The organism is Paenibacillus sp. Marseille-Q7038, assembly GCF_965111595.1.
In genome coordinates, this window is sequence record NZ_CBCOOM010000002.1 from 146,787 (window position 1) to 163,378 (window position 16,592).

Here is a 16,592-nt window from a genome sequence, read left to right on the forward strand (position 1 = left end):
ATTTATGCAAGTACTTTTTTTAAAAAAAAGAACAAGCTTTTTTATGAATATGGTATGTAGTAAACAAGTCATCATCATAATCCATTTCTTCTATAGTAGGTTCTTCATGAAAAATAAAGAGCTAGATTCTTTTTTTCTGAAGACTGGACCATTCCTCTATATAGGAAGCAATCTGTTTCGCAGGATCGAAGACAGGTCCACTGTGACATACTTCTAACCTAAGCGGCTTTAACTTTTCAACGATACGACTGCTTCGGACCGCTTCATGCATATCACCCGTAAACATCGTCATTGGTCTTCTTAGTTTCCCCTTTTTGGATGTGAACAAATCACCTGCAAGTAGAACCTGGTCCTGCTCATGATAATATACAACATGACCTGGAGAATGACCCGGCGCTAAGTAAGTTTTCAACGCTCCAAAAGCAGAAAGCTGACCATCTTCTTCTATATAAAAAGAACGGACTGCATCTTTAGGCAAGGTCTGCTCTGTCTTTTTTCTTCTTGGATAGGGTAGGTTGCCTTCCAGGTAAGGAATCTCAATTGGGTGACCGTATACAGGTGCCTTCGTGCTCTCGACTATTTTTAAGACAGATCCAACATGATCCGAATGACCATGCGTTAAAAGAATTTGCTGTATAGGGCCTTTATCCAGTTTATCTACAAAAGCTAGTATGTCTTTAGCCATCCTCTCTATACCCGCATCCACTAAAGTAACACCATTCCCATCTTGATTTACAACGATCCATACGCGAATCTCAAAGAGCATCCAGCTTTTTAACGTCCAAATATGATCTGAGATTTGTTCTATCTTCATGATCCACTCTTCCCTTCTTTTATTTTCTCATCGAACCCGAGTAGCAGCGTCTCAAACGCTAAGTTAAATGTCTTTTCTAAACGCTCATATAACTCTTCCATACTTTCTTTAGAGTAAACATAGGTTCCCACGATTCCATGGAGCATATAATAGTATATTCGGGTGAAGGTAAGAATTCTTTCGTCTCCATTGTGTAAAGAGAAATTTTGTTGAATTGCCGTTTGAAGCATTCGGAAAAGATGATTACGAAGTTCTGTGAGTGGAATTGCTGACTCATTAAGATCCACCCTCTCTGCATTAGCACCAAAAAAGAGTGCATGCATGTTCCGATGCTGTAAGCAAAAAGAGATAAACAAAATGCTCAACTGAATGACTCGTTCTTGCGGCAGAATATCTTGTTGATCAAGTACATCCTGCATCTTACCTCGCAATACAGAAAGCGGTGGTATAGATAACGCATGAAGTAATGCTTCCTTGTCTTTAAAATAGATATAGATCGTGGTGTGAGAACATCCTGCCGTTTTTGCGATTTCACGCATTGTTACAGAGTCATATCCTCTTTCTGAAAACAAGGTAGCTGCTGCCGCTAAAATAGCTCGTTTTGTATCCTCTGATCGTTGGGCTTGACTCCTTGCCATGAAAATTAAACCCTCCTCTTTTTATAACCATTGGTTAGTAACCGATGGTTATATTGTAATATATTAGATGGCTTATTGTATATAGGAAAATAAAAAACAAGCATAGTAGGATGACTCCCCTGCTTGTTTTCATATTTCATGATTTGTAAGTCATGACCTATAATTCACGATTGTCTTTTAGACAAGCTATGGTTTTATAAGGTGAAAAGATCCGTAAAAGTGATTCGTTCATTTGTAGTAGCAACCATGCTTACCTTGGTAATATCATTTATTTCTCTTCTATTATGTAATCTCCCCCAACGATAACAAACGTTGTCAACTCTTCTTTCTCAACCGGCCTAAAGGGCTTGCTCTGATCCCTTATTCTCATAACCTCATCATGAAACCCGTGCTTCTCTAAAAAACGTTCTACAATGAGCAGTGACGGATAATCCGCTTGAGCTCCTACATCACGTGCAATCGCAAGGGCAGCTGGAAGGCTGGCTTTCTCTAAAAATGCTTGAACAGAAGATTCATCTCTACTCTCGATCTGTTCTAACCATTGCTTCTCATCGTCTGACGCTGTACCGAACTGATCAGGCAAAACAACATGGAGAGATTCCCTAGTTAGAATACAAGCCTGTTTTCTTCGTTCTTCTTGTAAAGCACATATATATTCATAAGGGCGATCCATAACAGGAAGTTCAAATGTAGTACGCAGCATTGCTTTTACATCTTCCGCATACTGTTTCTCTTCCGGTGTATTACGATAAGGGCTCACTTCATCTTCGCACTTCCATTCAGCGACTTGATCCAAGTAGGCAGCTTCACTCTCAAAATCGTTATAAAATAATTCACTGTTATCCAAATGGATACTAAGAAAGTCACGGAAATTACGAGCGATGAGCTTATTCGTATGTCCAAAAGACATGGGACTGATACAAACAATGGGGGCCTCGTCTAGAGTGTCTACTGTACCGAAATCAGTGAGGAAGCCGTAATGGATCCCATCACAACCATTCGATCCAAATACGATTACATCACACGGAGTACAGTAGTAACGAAACCCTTCTATTTGTGGAATTAAACCAATTGTTGAATCTAAAACCTTCATACTCCCCTTCATTTCGTGCCAGTCATCCAGGTCTATTAGACGTTTCAGGTCATTTGGAATTTCGTATTTCCCAAAGTTCATTCTAATCGCTTCATCTTGTTCCTTCATAATAATGGCACCCTCCATTAGACTGTAATAACTAACAATACGGGAAGAGTGCCATGTTATCCTGCATTTCCATCAATCTTAAAATGGCTATATAACTGAATCTATATATAGTTGCAAATTTATCGTTTTATTGAGTTATGAAATTGATTCCCTACCTGTGCTCTCTAAGAACAATCGCGGTTAGAGGTTCAAGAATGATCCCTTTATCTATCCATTGCAAGCCTTTTGGATCCTTCAAATTATGAATGCCTGCTCTTGTCTGATCGACAATAACATCAAATTCCGAATAATCTTTCGTTAGTCTAAGCCTTCTTGGCTTATCATCCGCGTTCACAAATACATGATAATACTCACTAAGGTCGCTTGCAGCAAAGCTATATGCAATCACCAAATCTTCCTTAGCAATATCAGGGGAAGGAATAAGGGATACATTTTGATCAATAAGAGAACGATCTCCTAATCGAAATGCATCGGATGACTTACGCAGCTGAATAAGGCCCTTCATATGTTCACGGGTTATATGATTTACAGGATAGCTTGTACTATCTGTTGCTTTTGCCCAGTCAAACCGGTTAATCGCATCAGATGAATCACAGGAATCATGAATAAAATAACCCATTACCTTACCTTGGCTATTCGTAAGTTCGTTATATTTGTCCTCTGGCTGACCTGCTGCTTCCCATTGCTTCGTCCGGCCATATTCCTGACCACCGTGTATAAATACGGTCCCTTGTGAAGTCAACAAAAGCACGTTTCCGATTCGAATACGCTGGTGAATTTCTACATCGTGCTCAGCTATCTTTGGATCTTTATGAATTGAAATAGCAATCACATCATAGAGGGTTAGATTGTCATGAGCCTCAATATACTGCACCACATCTCCCGGGCTGTCGGCCGGAAAATTAGATGGCTGTGCTTTTATATTTTGAAAGATTAATTCTACGTTCCTAGCTCCTCCTGTCAGAAAATGCGGCTCTCCCTCAGATCCAAAACCGGACTTGAGCTCATTACGCATCTCATCTGAGAACACACCTACATTATCCGTTTTATCCATCCAGTCTTGATCTGCTGCCATTCCTTTTAGAGATGCATCATGCTTGTCCCCTGCAAAGGTTCGCCATCCTTCTCCAATAAAGAGCGGGCTTGGATGGATACGAGCAGCTTCATTGTACGCCTTTTGTACAGCAGGATACGTTGCATCCCCCATCATATCCCAGCGCATCCCATCAATTTTATACTCGCTAAACCAGTACTTGACCGAATCAACGAGCAGTTTCTCTGCCATGGCGCGGTCTGTAGCAAGATTGTTGCCAAAAGCTCCAATAAATTCACCATCTGCATCCTGCCAAGCATAATACCCTGGTACGATATTATTCAAGAAGTCCACAATTGCCATATGCGTATAAACGACATCTAAAATCACACCCATCCCTGCCTGATGAATCGCATGAATCAGTGTTTTCAGCTCTTTGATGCGAAGAAGAGGATCTGCTGGATCTTCGGAATAAGCTCCCGTGGGTGAAAAATAATGCTGGGGATCGTAGCCCCAGTTGTACTCATTGTTTTTAGCCGAGTGATGGAGTTCCCTCTCCCCCATTTTGGTCTCGTCACCATAATACCAAGCCATCACGGGCAGCAACTGTACATGCGTCACTCCAAGAGATCGAATATAATTAAGCTTATCTTCAAAAGCTTTATATGTACCCCATCTTGCTGACAGTTCACCTTCGATAGTTGGATCAGAGGTGAAATCTCGTACATGAATCTCCCATATGATCGCATCTTCCCTTTTCTCATATCCTTCAATATGTGCAAAGTCAAAGTTGTCAGGAGCTGTATCTGCCAGATTTACGATCGCTGCTTTTCCTATTTCGTCGCCATCACTTCCTGCATCTCCTGTAGTATTAACCCTCGACGGAGCCATGGATTTGGCATAAGGGTCCAGCACTTTTCGAGCTACCCCGTCATTAATTACTTCGTACTGATAAAAGTACCCGCATAGATCATCTGTACCGAGCTGGGAAGGCAACAGATGAATAGCCCACACCCCGCGATCTTCTCTATCAAGAGGAAACTTTTCTATAAGCCGGGTGTCATCATTCTTATCGTATAAGAAAACTGTAACTGCTTCTGCTAGCGGTGCCCATAGTTTTAACGTGACACTGCCTGAATTGTAAGTCGCCCCTAAATCTCCCCCGCTATATGCATACATTTGATCAAACACTTTCCACTCGCTTGGTTTACGTACTACATTTGCTCTCGCATCTTGATACAATAATTCTTTTTTCCCCATATGTTTTAACTCCTCCGCTGTATGACTCGTAATCAAGCCATATATTTATATAATTCATTATTTCCCTAAAATCGAGTTACTAAGAACTATTAAGTCAAAAACGGCGAGTAAAAACATACGGAATAAATAGTTCGTCCTTTTTTTTCTGAAAAATTGTATTGTTTATTCAATATGATCTTGTCGTGACTGCACTGGATTCAGCCTTAGTTCCTGGATTAATTCATCTCCTAGCTGAACAGCCAGTTCGGTTAAGAGCGGGATTTCTTCTTTTGTAATCTGGTCGAGATGGGCACCGCAGCAAACCGCGAAGTTTCCACGAAATGATTTGCGCAGCCGGACAGCAACTTCTTCTGTAATATAAAATTCCTTATGCGTCTGTAGTTGAATCGTTTGAAGAGGTTCTAAACGGGCTCCCGCTGTAATGGTGCCAAGGTGCGGTCGATCTCCGCCCGTAATAAGGACGACTATATCCTCACCCATAAAAAGTGCCCGTAACTGCAAATGAATTCGTCCGGATTTTTTTTCGAGTTCAATCATTAATAACTCACTCCTATCTCTCTCATCTTATCTATCTAAAATGAGCCTACTTGGATCAAGATATGTATTCTGCTATAGAAATCACAAAAAGGCAGTACTCTATAGAAAATAGAGCACTGCCTTACACCTATTACCTGATCTCCGATTAAATAGAAATCTACTCTCCTATGGTTTCCCTAATCTCCAGAATGCTTTCACTTAGAGCGCGGCGGTCCGTTGGCTTCTCTTTATTGTGAAACTTTTCATCGAGCTGATCAATAGTACCTTTATAACCCAGTGCCACAACTGCATGCGGTTCAATATATTCAGAGAGTCCAAGAACTTCACTTGCTTTTACACGATTAAATCCACCAATAGCTCTTGTAGAAAGGCCGAGGAGGTTCGCTTGTATGGACAGATAACCCCAGGCTGTTCCTGCATCAAACTTATGGGCACCATTGATTTCTCCGCTTTCATCTCGCCTTTTATCTGATGCAATCAAGATAAGTACAGGAGCTTTATCCGTCCATAGACGGTTTCCTGGCAATATAAATTGCTGAAATAGGTTATGCTCTTCTTCCGTTTGTGCCAGAACAAAACGCCATGGCTGAAGATTACTGGATGAAGGTGCCCATCTAGCAGCCTCTAACACGGTGTATAGAACCTCACTTGATACCGGTTTATCTGCGAAAGATCGGGAAGACCAGCGTTCGATAAATAGAGGATCTACTGGGTATTCCGCATTTCGATACAACGAGATGTCTTCTGTGACTCGTTTCGTAAGTACTTCATTCTGTTCCTTATATCCCTGATTTGTCTGCAGTCCGGTTTCCTTTGTGCTCACTATAACCAACTCCTTAGATTAGGTAAGATCATATAAAATGCTACTGTGGGTTTAAAGCAGGTCTATCCATTTCTGCAACTTCGTTTCCCTCCTCTCCTCACTCATAGAGTGATCTTGTATCTTTCCTTATCTGAGCACCCAATCATTAATTTCAAAATTCTTTTTTGCCAGTTTCTCAGCGACGAGGAAGTCTTTTGTTCCTTCTAGCAGTTTCAGTCCTTCGTCTGTAAATGGTTCTTCCTTAATCGCACTAATTGGATTCGTCTTCTTCACGATCTCCACAGATTGACCTTGCACCTGAGCGATGAACTCATAGTACTCTTCTTCATGTTGCTTCAGGTCAGCCAGCGCTTTTTTACGGGCATCATTCCATACTTTTGGAAAATCAGAGAAAGAAGCAAGATACTCATCCGAGGCTACTGTCGTTCCGCTTCCTTTCAAATGTGGATGTTTTGTAGCATCATCGAGATGAGTAAATCCTTCCTCGATCTGTTCTAAGGCTCCCTGAGTAGTATTGTTCGTCATTGCATCTACATCGCCCCTTGCAAGTGCAGCCTTGGCATCGGGAATCAGCATATGTACGAGTTTATAATCCGTTATACCCGCGTCATTCAGTAATCCAGCCACATATCGATGCATAAAAGAGCCTTTCTGAATGGCGATCGTTTTTCCCTTCAGCTCCGAAAGCGTCTTTGGTCCATCCTTTTTTCCTAATAGATAGCCGATAGAATTAGTTGATCCTTGTGTAATAAGCCGGATTTTTGCACCGGATGCATATGCAATAATGGAAGGCGTATCTCCCATGCTCCCAAGATCAAGACGACCACTGATAAGAGACTCTGTTAAATCTGGCCCGTTAGGAAAACCCGTCCATTTCACTTCAGTAATTCCATGTTTCTTTAGCTCTTCCTGGATAATCCCCTTATGGAGCCCCCAACCTTCAGGACCCCCAGGCAAATTAAGATCATTCGTCCCAATAAACCCGTAGTTCAGTACTGTTTTCACGTTCCCTTCTGCTTCTGTAGCGTTAGCTTTTGTATTTGTCTTAGTGCCTGTGCTTTCTCCTCCTGCATTACTGCAAGCTTGGAGCAATAATAAACTTAGGAACAACCCCGCTATGAATAACCTTCGGGATAGTAGATTGCTTCTTTTTTTCGGTTTTTCCAAGTGAATTAACATATCTAATGACTCCTCTTCATTTCGATTAGCGTAAGCTGTTACATGTATACAGCGATTACATTATCGATGATTTCCTTCATAGTTTTTCTTTGTATCTAAGTATCAGCCCAGATAACTATCCCGATAATGAAGCAGCTTTTTCTCTAAAATCCGCATCATAGAATCAATCAGCTTACCTATCACAGCGAAAATGATAATGCCTACGAAAATAACCTCCGTGTCAGAATTCTGCTTCGCCTGATTAATAAGGAAGCCTACCCCTGACTGCGAACCAATCAACTCTGCTACAACAAGTCCTATCCATGAGACAGCCAGCGACAAACGGACCCCAAGCAAAATACTCGGTAAGGCTGCAGGAAGAATGAGTCTCAACAGTTTTCGCTTCAAGCTGAATTCAAGCACCTCGCCTACTTCATAAAGTTTGTTATCGACATTTCGAATTCCCGTATAGGTATGGATATAAAGCGGGAAAAAAGCTCCGCTTGTAATGATGACTACTTTGGATACCTCTCCAAATCCGAACCAAAGGATAATGAGAGGAGCAATGGCAAGATGCGGAACAAGCCGCAGGACTTGGATACTTGGATCCACCAGATAGGAGGCTATTCGCGAGAAACCTGTAAACGTGCCAAGCGCTAATCCTAGAAAGGACCCCGCAAGAAATCCAATAAATGCACGATACATACTGATACCTAAGTGATGAAAGAGTTCTCCTGTAGCGATAAGACGAATAAATTCCTCTGCAATGGAGAGCGGAGTTGGTAAAAAAAGAGAAGAGATATAACCCTTACCCGCTGCGTATTGCCATATCGCAATGATAAACAGCGGAATAAGCATCGCCGCGGCTAGATCAGCTCCTTTTTTCCCCTTTCGCTTCTGGATATTTCTCGGTCGATATTGCTTGCCATGGTTTGCTGTGACTGTTCCCTGAATCTTACTTGGCCTATTGGCTTTATGCTGCAGTATCGGATCTGCTCGCTCGTTCATCTCAATCCTCCCTTTCTTTTTTTATCCACCGTATGTATCTTTCCAGCGCAGCATACGAGCCTCGAGCAGCCTTACGAGTCCGTCTGTAACCAAACCCGCACAAGCGAAAATAATGATGCCGACAAAAACAACAGGAGTGTCAGCAAATTGTCTAGCATCAGACATCATATATCCAATCCCTGAGGTAGAAGCAATCAGCTCGGCTACGACTAGTCCAAGCCAGGAAAGACCAATCGACAGCCTCACACCGAGCAAAATGTTTGGCAGGGCACCTGGAATGACAAGTCTTACAATTTGCTTCCATTTGTTGAAACCAAGAACCTTAGCTACTTCAAATAACTTATTATCTCCCCCGCGGATTCCCATAAAAGTATTGATGTAGAGGGGGAAAAATGCACTTTTTGCAATCAGTAATACTTTTGATTCTTCTCCGATTCCAAACCAGAGTATAAAAAGAGGTACAACAGCAAGACTTGGAATCATTCTTATCATCTGAATCGATGGATCAAGAAATTTTTCTGATGTTTTAAAAAGACCTACCAAGAGTCCGAATATAAAGCCCAAACTTCCGCCAAGCAGAAAACCAGCGAACGCTCGCACGATACTCACTTTAAAATGTCCCCATAAATCCCCAGACAAGGTTAGCTGGATCAGTGCTTTTCCAATGGTAAACGGGGTCGGAAATAATAATTCCGAGATGACACCGTAAAATCCAAGAAGCTGCCATACCCCAAGCACAGATACGGGAATAATAAGACCAAGTCCCAAGAGACTCCATCTTCCTGGACTCTGCTTTGAAGTCGTCACTGTAATACTGCTCAACTTGATTTCCCCTTTCCAACCTAAAATAGCGAAAATATCTTACCACCCTAATCAGGCTAGCAGGATATCTCCGCAGGTACGGTCGATATGTTATGGCATCCGTATGTTGACACAAAAAAGAGGTATCACAGCGCGGTTGTACGCGTGCAATACCTCTGTATGAACAGTCGGTTTTTGCATTTCATATTAATCCAATGGGTATTAAGTAAATTAAAAATATCACCTTTCCCATTCATTGTCAATTAAAATCAGGTCGGTTATTTTACATCTCATCAGACAAAAATTTGGCTATACCTTTGCGGCTAAGAAACAAAACCCATCAGCCGTTTCACTTCATTTGTATTCGCCTTAGAAGTGAGCTTCTCCAACAGAAGGAACGCTACATCAAAACCCATTGATGGACTAGATGAAGTGATCAGATTATCGTCGATAACAATCGGCTGGTCAGGAATGACCTTAGCACCCATCTCAGCAAGCTGGGCTTGTCTTTTTCCATTACTCAGATTGTATGTTGTGGCGTTTCTTCCTTCGAGAACTCCACTTTTTCCAAGGATCAGCGCTGCTAAACAGATCGTCGCAATGATCTTTCCTTGACGATCAAATTCACGTACCAGCTCAAGCACATCTTCTCTGAAAGCATCCTTAAAATAACCCGCTTCTTCAAATCCGCCGGGTATGGCTAGTACATCGAAATCATTTGCACTAATATTGTTAATTAACCGTTCCGGTGTCACCTTGAAATTCCACGTACACTGTAGTATTTCTCTCGTTCCTACTGTTATTAGTTCCGTTGTTCCATCACCCTCCAGCTGATTCCAACCAAGTACATCGGAAAATACACTGGCTTCTATTGCTTCAAATCCATTAGGCAGCAACAAACAAATTCGTTTCATAACTCTTCTCCTCCTGTGCTTTTCTCACTCAACCTGGCTAGTCTTTCTGTAAAAGTATGTGGAGTAACTTAATAATTGATGTAAGGTACTGTCATTCACTTCATAGAACCTTAGTAAAAAAAGGGATATAATACGAAAAATAAGAATAGAACAAATCAAACCAACGACCCAGGAGGTAAAATAAATGATCGTATCCCCAGAGAAAACCGCTGTAGGATTTATCGGTACCGGCGTCATGGGAACAAGTATGGCAGGGCATCTGCAAAAAGCCGGCTATGCTCTTCATGTCTACACAAGAACCGCCGCCAAAGCAGAGGAATTGATGAAGCAGGGTGCAACTTGGCATGAGTCACCAGCAAGCCTTGCTGCAGCATGCGGCGTTATCATTACTATGGTAGGGTATCCCAAAGACGTGGAAGAAATCTATCTTGGTGAAAATGGAATCATTGCAAACGCCCCTTCCGGAGCTTATCTGATTGATATGACGACATCCAGTCCGCAGCTGGCTGCGCGGATCCATGAGGAAGCTTTGAAATCGGGGCTGCACGCTCTTGATGCGCCGGTATCTGGCGGAGATATTGGTGCGAGGGATGCCAAACTGTCCATCATGGTCGGCGGAGAGAAAGCAGATTATGAAGCAGTCAGACCCATCTTTGAACTGATGGGAAAAAATATTGTGCTCCAAGGACCCGCAGGAGCTGGTCAACATACGAAAATGTGCAACCAGATCGCAATTGCTTCTAATATGATGGGTGTCTGCGAAGCAATCGCTTATGCAAAAACTTCAGGGCTTGATCCTGAAACCGTATTGAAGAGCATTGAGACAGGTGCAGCAGGAAGCTGGTCTCTCAGTAACCTTGGTCCGCGAATGATTGCGGGTGATTATGAGCCTGGTTTTTTCGTCAAACATTTTATTAAAGATATGGGTATTGCTCTATCTTCGGCAGAAGAGATGGGACTGCATACACCTGGACTTGCCCTGGCCAAATCTTTGTATGAAGAGCTATCCGAACTTGGATACGATGATAAAGGAACGCAAATCTTGTATCAGTACTATATGAAATTCAGCAACTAAATCTATCCTATATGAGAGACATAATTCCAATATCATCGGGCAAAGATATAAGGGCATAAGAACTGCCTAATCTTCCCTTTATGAGCCTTGTAGATGAAAAAAAGGACCTTCTATGCTACAATACTGAAATTGCTCTGGCAATTATTCTAGGGAGGTTTATGGTATCGCATGCTGATTATTGGTATTGCCGGGGGAACCGGTTCAGGTAAAACAACAGTAGCTCGTTCCGTTATTGAGCGTCTAGGTTCGAGTAAAGTGACTTTTATATCTCAAGACAACTACTATAAAGATCAGGCTCATCTTAGTCTGGCTGAGCGTGAGCTCACCAACTATGACCATCCGTTTGCGTTTGATAATGAGCTGTTAATTGAGCATTTGAATGCTCTTAGAAACGGACAAACTGCCTATGCTCCTGTTTATGATTTTACAATACATGCACGTTCTGCATCAGAGACAGTCGAGCTAGAACCAAACAATATCATCATCATTGAAGGGTTACATGTTCTTTCAGATGAGAACCTACGCGCGATGCTGGACATTAAGGTATTCGTAGACTCTGATCCCGATGTACGGATTCTGCGCCGTGTTGTGCGTGATATTGAGGAACGTGGACGGACGATTCAGTCCATCCATCAGCAGTACCTCGCAACGGTAAAACCGATGCATGAAGCATTTATTGAGCCATCTAAAAAGTATGCTGACATTATTATCCCAGAGGGTGGACATAACCAAGTAGGCATTCAGCTGCTGACTGTCCTTACGGAAAAATATCTGTCTGGCGAAAAAAATTGGTGAGATCACTGGCTGTAATAGCCTCATTCATTGATTTATGTAAAACGAGATAAAAAGGAGAGACTCTCTTGCCTAAAAAAGGCTGTGGAGTCTCTCTTTTTTTCATCTATAATGCAACCTCCTGCCATTACTATTGTTTAATAGTTAAGTATTAAATTGAATTTAAGCTACAAGTAAGGGTGGGAACGACTATGAAAATGAGTGCCTCAGAACGATGGGCTTTGTATCCTATGCATCTAATCTTCATGTTTCTTATCCATTTCTGCTTTGGAGGGATGAATGTTCTCTGGTCCATTATCTACGGGGAGGATAGTGCTGGAACGTATGTCTTTTCTGCTCTCTTCTTGTTCACCTGGTTGCTCTATGCTATGTCGATGAGAAAACGTCGGATAGATTTCATGATTCTAACTTCCATCTACTGGCTTGGCGGACTCGCATTCTTTTTGTTTTTTTACACATATTATCAAGAATCCAGTATTGCCTTTATTCTGTTATTCCCCTTCTATGGCAGCCTTCTTGGATTTAACAATCTTTTTATAAATACACCTTATGAAACCACCGGACTGATCACTCTTCATCTGTTTTGTTATGCCATCATCATACTCTTCACCCTGTTGGCAGGCAGGCATTCAAAGCAGCTTAACAAGACCAAGTAATCCTTCTGCAACGATAGCACTATGAATTGTGAAAAAGAAAAAACAACCATCCCCCGATGTTACTTACGCTGGGGGATGGTTGTTTTTTCTCATAGGTTTAAGCTGTACGTTTGTAAGCTTTGAATGCTGCCTCTTTCTCTGCTTTTTTGCTCACTGGAGGATTCATTGTCAAAGCAATCAGGAAGGAGATTACACATAGTCCACCAATGACGATGAAGGTCGGCTTAAATCCGCCCATCATGGCAGCGATAAACGAACCGGACAGCGCACCAATACCGAAACCTTGATAGATAACACCATAGTTTTTGGTTTGATTTTTCAGTCCGAAGAAATCACTCACTATTGCTGGAAATACGGTAATATTGCCCCCAAAACAGAATGCAATCGCTGCTACACAAGCGAAGAACAGTCCAAAGTTTAATGGAACTACGCTAAGTACGACAGCAGATGCTGCCGTTACAGCTAGTGTGCAGCCCACAAGTTTTAAGCGGCTGACTTTATCAGACAATGCCCCGAGAATAAGCCGTCCTGCTGTATTAAAGATAGCAACAAGAGCTACCGCATTAGCCGCCGTCGCTGCATCAAGATGGGCTAGCTGAACACCGATATCTTTTACAATACCGATTAAATACAATCCGCTCATACAAGCAGTGAAGAAGATAACAAACAACAGATATGCTTGTTTGGTGCAAAGCATCTCTCCCACCGTATAATTCACCTGCACAGGAACTGCTGCATTCGAGGTTGTTGTCTGCGTTTTAGAATTGGTCTTCGCTTCTTCCGATTCTACCGATGCTTCTCTTACGAGCACCGAACCCACCAAGATCATAGCCATGACAATGAGTCCCCAATACAGGAATGCTTGAGAAACACCAACCGAATTAATCAAACCACCATTAACATATTTAAAGATAAGACTTCCTGTACCATATGCCCCAACCGAGATACCAGAGATCAGCCCTTTGCGATTAGGGAACCACTTCATAAGATTGGATAAAGAAGTTATATAAGCCGTACCGTCAGCAAATCCGACAATTACACCAGCTAGAATATACAGAGAAGCTAGTGAACTTGCTTGCGAACTAAGTATTAACCCAATCCCAAGCAGAATACCGGCTGCTGCTGTCAATTTACGAAGACCCATTTTTTCTTGTATTTTCCCTGCAAAAAGAGTTGAAAAGGCAAGCGCAAAACTGGTTATTGAAAATGTAATGGAGACCGAACTAAGCTCCCATCCAAATTTATCAACAAGCGGTGAATTAAATAAACTCCATGTATAGATGGTTCCAAGACCCATCTGCATAATGATTGTACCAAGAACAATAAGAAGGCGATTTACAGGTTTTCCATTCATGTTGCTTTCCTTCTTTCTTTTGTCTAATGTAAGTGTACTTGAGCTCTTAACACACTCTTATTGTAGCGCTTACATTTAGAAAAGAAGCGAAAACAGGAATGAAATAACCTGAATTCGGAATGAAATGCCTCTATAGTCGCATAAGTTGCCTAAACTCTTTAGCTTTACTGCGGCTGACGGGGATTTCAGCATCAATCTCACTTAACCGAAGTAAGTACGTATTATTAAACCATGGGACAATCTCCTTAATTTTCTCTGTGTTCACAAGATAGGAACGATGACAGCGGAAGAAAATATCTTTAGGAAGACGCTCATAAAATTCACTGATACTGAGATGCATCGTGTATTTCTCGTTCTTCGTCACTACCTCTGTTGTCTTCTCCTGGGCAACGGCATAATAAATATCATCTGCATCAACAACAATTATTTTTTCATTCTTATATAGATTCACCTTTGTAATCGAAGGCAAATGCTGCTCCGGGATCGCTCTGCGCTGCCCTGTATATGCCGTTTCCAATTTTGTTAGCATAGATGTAATGCGGGACTCACTGTAGGGTTTGAGAATATAGTCAAAGGCCTCTACCTCAAAGGCCTCCACAGCGTGTTCCTTATATGCGGTGATAAACACAATGTAAGGTTTAACAGAAAATTTGCTGATATTATGGGCAAGTAATACCCCGTCAATAGAAGGAATATTGATATCCAAGAACAGAACGTCAACCTCTTGATTCTGCAAAAATTTCAGTGCATCCAGACCATCTTCAAACTCGGCCTCCACCTTGATCTTACTATGTGTTTCGATTAAATAACGCAGCTCTTGCCTCGCTAATACTTCATCTTCCACGATAATCGCTCTCATTTACTGAACCCCTCTTTTTGTCACATCAAAATCAATGCTTGTCCCCTGCTCCAACTGGCGGATACGAAGACCTTCTCCATAGATCAACTTCACACGCTGATGAACGTTATATAGTCCAATTTTGTTATCAGGCATATTGTCACTGTACACTTTCTGGATAATATCGGGTGCTATTCCCGCTCCTGTATCGGTGATGCAAATCCTTACGTTTTCTCCGAGATCCTTGACCGAGATCGTCACTTTACCCGGTCCCTTCACCTTCAAAATACCATGGATTATTGCGTTCTCAACAAGCGGCTGAATAATAAGGCTCGGGATGCACACTTCTACTTCGTCAATATCATATTCCACTTCAAGCCGATTGCCGAATCTAGCTTTCTCAATCTCAACGTAATGATTTACTTGCTGGAGTTCTTTACGGATATCGATCATTTCATCACTAAGCTCCAAGTTGAAACGCATATAACCCGACAGGTTTACAATCAATTCTCTCGCTTTATCAGGATCAGTCCGAATAGAAGAAGCGATGGCATTGAGCGCATTAAATAGAAAATGAGGATTGATCTTCGTCTGAAGAGCCTTCAGCTCTGCTTTATTTGCCATTTCTTTAATCCCCTCTACTCTGGAAACTTCCATGAGTGTAGAGATCATCTGCGATAGTCCAACTGCTAACGCTTGCAGGGAATCCGTGATCTTATGTGCCTTCGCATAATAAATCTTGAGGGCTCCGGTTACTTCTCCCTTTTCTTTTAACGGAATAATAATCAGGGACTTAATAAAAGGGTTTGTATGTTCTGCATCATTGTTACGAATCATGATTTCCCCGCTTTTCAGCGTGTTTTTCGTTTCCTCACTGATGATGGCATGCCGCTCCTTATAATGCTCCTCACCAACACCAATATAAGCCAGAATCTGCTTCGTATCGGTGATCGATACCGCATCTGCACCAATGTCATCCTTGATAATGTGGCAAATGGTATGAAGAGAATCCGGAGTGATGCTTCGAAAATAAGGTAATGTTTTGTTCGCAATATCCAGGGATAGCTTGGCCTGCTTGGCTGCAACTAGTTCCTTCTCTCCTTCAACACTCTGTACGAGCATAACAATAAGACCCACGCTGACTTGGCTGACAATCATGGGGAAGCCAATTTGAGAAACGATGACCATACCAAGCGAAGCTGGCTCAGCCAATACAATAATTAAAATCATCGTTAATGCTTCACATGCCATACCTGCTATGATGCCAATCTTCCATCTCCGTTCACGGGATGTAATACGGTATATCTGTCCCGCCACTAATCCAGCTGTAATACTCGTAATCAGACAAGGCAAGGAAGTAACACCACCGATATCAATCAAAAAACGATGAATTCCGGAGATGATCCCCGTTGCAAGACCGACCCAAGGACCAAATAGAATTCCACCGGATAGGATGGCAATGATTCGTACATTCACAAGCGAGCCCTCTACATTAATGCCACTATAAGTACCAAATAAGGCAAATCCACTAAATATAATGGTTGCTAGTACAAGTTCAAAGCCAGATTTCTCCCTTGGCTCAAAGAAAGCTTTAAATCCTGGTATTCGTGTCAGCACAAATAAACACATCAGCAAAAGGGCTGCGCGTTCTAATAACTGAAGCAACATTAGTAAAGTCTCCTGCATGACG

At 41.9% G+C, this 16,592-nt stretch carries 15 protein-coding genes and 1 pseudogene; 3 read left to right on the forward strand and 13 right to left on the reverse strand.

What is annotated here, in order from left to right; translation table 11 throughout:
- Nucleotides 1-121: 121 nt before the first annotated feature.
- From ACWPWY_RS17835 to ACWPWY_RS17880, 10 genes and pseudogenes are all read right to left on the reverse strand, one after another.
- Nucleotides 122-814: an MBL fold metallo-hydrolase gene (locus ACWPWY_RS17835; RefSeq protein ID WP_454193036.1), complete on the reverse strand. Its 693-nt coding sequence runs from the start codon at nucleotides 812-814 to the stop codon at nucleotides 122-124.
- Nucleotides 811-1,452, reverse strand: coding sequence for a TetR/AcrR family transcriptional regulator (locus ACWPWY_RS17840; RefSeq protein ID WP_454193037.1), 642 nt, complete (start codon nucleotides 1,450-1,452; stop codon nucleotides 811-813). The genes ACWPWY_RS17835 and ACWPWY_RS17840 overlap by 4 nt, the downstream gene beginning before the upstream one ends.
- Nucleotides 1,453-1,720: 268 nt before the next feature.
- Nucleotides 1,721-2,653, reverse strand: a complete 933-nt coding sequence (locus ACWPWY_RS17845; protein WP_454193038.1) for a hypothetical protein — start codon at nucleotides 2,651-2,653, stop codon at nucleotides 1,721-1,723.
- 151 nt (nucleotides 2,654-2,804) lie between these two features.
- A pseudogene (locus ACWPWY_RS17850) lies at nucleotides 2,805-4,883 on the reverse strand (alpha-amylase family glycosyl hydrolase); the annotation flags it as partial.
- 225 nt (nucleotides 4,884-5,108) lie between these two features.
- Nucleotides 5,109-5,483 (reverse strand): prenylated flavin chaperone LpdD, encoded by a 375-nt coding sequence (lpdD, locus tag ACWPWY_RS17855; RefSeq protein WP_454193039.1) that lies wholly within the window; start codon nucleotides 5,481-5,483, stop codon nucleotides 5,109-5,111.
- A gap of 157 nt (nucleotides 5,484-5,640) precedes the next feature.
- Nucleotides 5,641-6,306, reverse strand: coding sequence for a nitroreductase family protein (locus ACWPWY_RS17860; RefSeq protein ID WP_454193040.1), 666 nt, complete (start codon nucleotides 6,304-6,306; stop codon nucleotides 5,641-5,643).
- Between the two features lie 126 nt (nucleotides 6,307-6,432).
- Complete coding sequence (locus ACWPWY_RS17865; protein WP_454193041.1) at nucleotides 6,433-7,485, reverse strand: ABC transporter substrate-binding protein; 1,053 nt, start codon at nucleotides 7,483-7,485, stop codon at nucleotides 6,433-6,435.
- A gap of 102 nt (nucleotides 7,486-7,587) precedes the next feature.
- Nucleotides 7,588-8,472, reverse strand: a complete 885-nt coding sequence (locus ACWPWY_RS17870) for an ABC transporter permease (protein ID WP_454193042.1) — start codon at nucleotides 8,470-8,472, stop codon at nucleotides 7,588-7,590.
- Between the two features lie 21 nt (nucleotides 8,473-8,493).
- Nucleotides 8,494-9,294, reverse strand: a complete 801-nt coding sequence (locus ACWPWY_RS17875) for an ABC transporter permease (RefSeq protein ID WP_454193043.1) — start codon at nucleotides 9,292-9,294, stop codon at nucleotides 8,494-8,496.
- A gap of 302 nt (nucleotides 9,295-9,596) precedes the next feature.
- Nucleotides 9,597-10,187, reverse strand: a complete 591-nt coding sequence (locus tag ACWPWY_RS17880; RefSeq protein WP_454193044.1) for a DJ-1/PfpI family protein — start codon at nucleotides 10,185-10,187, stop codon at nucleotides 9,597-9,599.
- Between the two features lie 184 nt (nucleotides 10,188-10,371).
- Here ACWPWY_RS17880 and ACWPWY_RS17885 point away from each other — a divergent pair, with 184 nt between their 5' ends.
- From ACWPWY_RS17885 to ACWPWY_RS17895, 3 genes are all read left to right on the forward strand, one after another.
- Nucleotides 10,372-11,262 carry an NAD(P)-dependent oxidoreductase gene (locus tag ACWPWY_RS17885; protein WP_454193045.1) on the forward strand — a complete coding sequence of 297 codons (891 nt, stop codon included), beginning with the start codon at nucleotides 10,372-10,374 and terminating at the stop codon, nucleotides 11,260-11,262.
- A 168-nt stretch (nucleotides 11,263-11,430) separates the two neighbouring features.
- Complete coding sequence (udk, locus tag ACWPWY_RS17890) at nucleotides 11,431-12,057, forward strand: uridine kinase (RefSeq protein WP_454193046.1); 627 nt, start codon at nucleotides 11,431-11,433, stop codon at nucleotides 12,055-12,057.
- A 188-nt stretch (nucleotides 12,058-12,245) separates the two neighbouring features.
- Nucleotides 12,246-12,710, forward strand: coding sequence for a hypothetical protein (locus ACWPWY_RS17895; RefSeq protein ID WP_454193047.1), 465 nt, complete (start codon nucleotides 12,246-12,248; stop codon nucleotides 12,708-12,710).
- A 97-nt stretch (nucleotides 12,711-12,807) separates the two neighbouring features.
- Here the strand turns inward: ACWPWY_RS17895 and ACWPWY_RS17900 are convergent, their stop codons facing one another.
- The 3 genes from ACWPWY_RS17900 to ACWPWY_RS17910 all read right to left on the reverse strand — a co-directional run bounded on the left by ACWPWY_RS17900 (nucleotide 12,808) and on the right by ACWPWY_RS17910 (nucleotide 16,588).
- Nucleotides 12,808-14,064, reverse strand: a complete 1,257-nt coding sequence (locus ACWPWY_RS17900; protein WP_454193048.1) for an L-lactate MFS transporter — start codon at nucleotides 14,062-14,064, stop codon at nucleotides 12,808-12,810.
- Between the two features lie 130 nt (nucleotides 14,065-14,194).
- Nucleotides 14,195-14,923, reverse strand: a complete 729-nt coding sequence (locus ACWPWY_RS17905; protein WP_454193049.1) for a LytR/AlgR family response regulator transcription factor — start codon at nucleotides 14,921-14,923, stop codon at nucleotides 14,195-14,197.
- Nucleotides 14,924-16,588 (reverse strand): LytS/YhcK type 5TM receptor domain-containing protein, encoded by a 1,665-nt coding sequence (locus ACWPWY_RS17910; RefSeq protein WP_454193050.1) that lies wholly within the window; start codon nucleotides 16,586-16,588, stop codon nucleotides 14,924-14,926.
- Nucleotides 16,589-16,592 lie beyond the last annotated feature (4 nt).